Source organism: Candidatus Aminicenantes bacterium, assembly GCA_026393795.1.
Classification (GTDB): domain Bacteria; phylum Acidobacteriota; class Aminicenantia; order UBA2199; family UBA2199; genus UBA2199.
The window spans coordinates 1-1,909 of record JAPKZL010000257.1 but is presented as its reverse complement, the minus strand read 5'-3'; the positions used below and the strand labels follow the sequence as shown (position 1 = coordinate 1,909).

Below are 1,909 nucleotides of genomic sequence, written 5' to 3'. Positions count from 1 at the left end.
AAAGGTACTTATCCAGCGCAGCTGGATTTGAAAGGAGGCGACATGTTTGTGACCCGTCTGTTGATCAGTCTTTTTGAATTCGCCCTGCTGGTGGTGATGTCGGGGCTGGTGATCTACCTGACCTACCGGCTGTTCATCCGCGCCAACCCCGATTTCGACATGGAAAGCGAGATCAAGAACGGCAACGTTGCCGTGGGCCTGCTGATGGCCACCATCCTCATCTCCGCCTCCATCATACTGGAAAAAGGGCTCACGGCCGTGGTCGGCATGGTGCGCCTGCAGCTCTCGGCCCCGATGCAGAGCGGCTTGCCCCTCTGGGAGCTGCTGCTGCTGGTCGTCGGCCACCTGGTCATGTCGATGATCCTGGCGTTGTTCACCATCTCGCTGACCCTGCGCCTGTTCGGCCGCCTGGCCCGCCGCATCACGCCGGGCAAGGAGCTGCAGAAGGGAAACATCGCCATGGGCTTGATCCTTTCAGCGGTGGTGCTGGTGGCGGCGTTCTACGTCGGCGAAGGGGTCAGCGCCCTCTCCAAGGCCCTGGTGCCGCAGCCGGCCATGGGCCGGATCCAGATCATGAAATAGCCTATTTACAATGCGTTATTCCTGGATTACAATGTCTTGATGACGACAAACAAGCACCATTGCCTTACGGTTGCTTTTCTCAACCGTTTCAGCGGCCTTTGATCCCCTTTTCTCCCTGTCCTCTTAGCATTTAAACCATTCCCCCAAAATGAAAATCCAAGGAGAATAAACATGAAGCAAAAGAAAATAATCGTCCTGGGCTCGGGCCTGATCGGCGCCCCCATTGCCATCGACCTGGCCGGGGACGCGTCGTTCGCTGTCAGCGTCGTTGACATCAGTTCCGATTCGCTGCGCAAGTGCGCCGCCGGCAAGTCGGTAAAAACAATCCAGGTCGACCTGTCCGACGCGGCCAAGGTGAAGGAGCTGGTTTCAGGGCACGACATGGTGCTTAACGCCGTCCCGGGATTTCTGGGCTTCCAGACTCTGAAAGCGGTGATCGAGGCCGGCAAGGATGTGGTCGACATCGCCTTTTTCCCCGAGGATCCCTTCCTGCTCGATGAACTGGCGCAAAAAAACGGGGTGACCGCCATCGTCGACTGCGGGGTGGCCCCGGGGATGAGCAACATCCTGGTCGGCCACGTGCACCATCTGCTGGACAAGACCCATTCGGCCCTGATCTACGTCGGCGGTCTCCCCGAGACGCGCATCTGGCCCTATGAGTACAAGGCCGTCTTTTCGCCCAGCGACGTGATCGAGGAATACATCCGTCCGGCGCGCTACATGGAGAACGGCAAGCTGGTGGTGCGCCCCGCCCTGTCCGACGCCGAGTACCTGAACGTCCCCGGCGTCAGCTCCCTGGTCGCCTTCAACAGCGACGGCCTGCGCACCCTGGTGCGCACCCTGGACATCCCCAACATGAAGGAGAAAACCCTGCGCTATCCCGGCCACATCGAAAAGATCGCCGTCCTGCGCGAAACCGGCTTCTTCAGCCAGGAGCCGGTCGAGGTCCACGGCATGCGCATCCGCCCGCTCGACCTGACGGCCAAGCTGCTTTTTCCGATCTGGAAGCTGCAGCCGGGCGAGACCGACATCACCGTCATGCAGGTGCTGGTGGAAGGGGAGAAGGGAGGCGACAGGCTGCGCTATGTCTACGACCTGCTCGACCGCTTCGATGCCGCCAGCAACGTCCACTCCATGGCCCGCACCACCGGTTACACGGCCACCGCTGCCGTGCGCATGCTCGGCCGCGGCCTGTTCAAGCGCCGGGGGATCATCGCCCCCGAGTTCATCGGCGAGCAGCCCGAGTGCGTGGAGTTCATGCTGAAAGAGCTCGCCGACAGGGGAGTGGTGTACAAACACAGGATTGAAAAGATTTAGGTTTACGGTA

Annotated in this window: 2 protein-coding genes; both read left to right on the top strand. The window is 60.3% G+C overall.

What is annotated here, in order from left to right; translation table 11 throughout:
- Window positions 1–582: DUF350 domain-containing protein (locus tag NTW95_12850; GenBank protein ID MCX6558298.1), on the top strand; the 582-nt coding region annotated here is incomplete at its 5' end.
- Between the two features lie 171 nt (window positions 583–753).
- The gene (locus NTW95_12845) at window positions 754–1,899 is read left to right on the top strand and encodes a saccharopine dehydrogenase family protein (protein MCX6558297.1); all 1,146 of its coding nucleotides are present in this window, start codon (window positions 754–756) and stop codon (window positions 1,897–1,899) included.
- Window positions 1,900–1,909 lie beyond the last annotated feature (10 nt).

Excerpts from the sequence above, each read along its gene's own strand:
- NTW95_12845 (MCX6558297.1), top strand. The coding sequence starts at position 754 with ATGAAGCAAAAGAAAATAATCGTCCTGGGCTCGGGCCTGATCGGCGCC.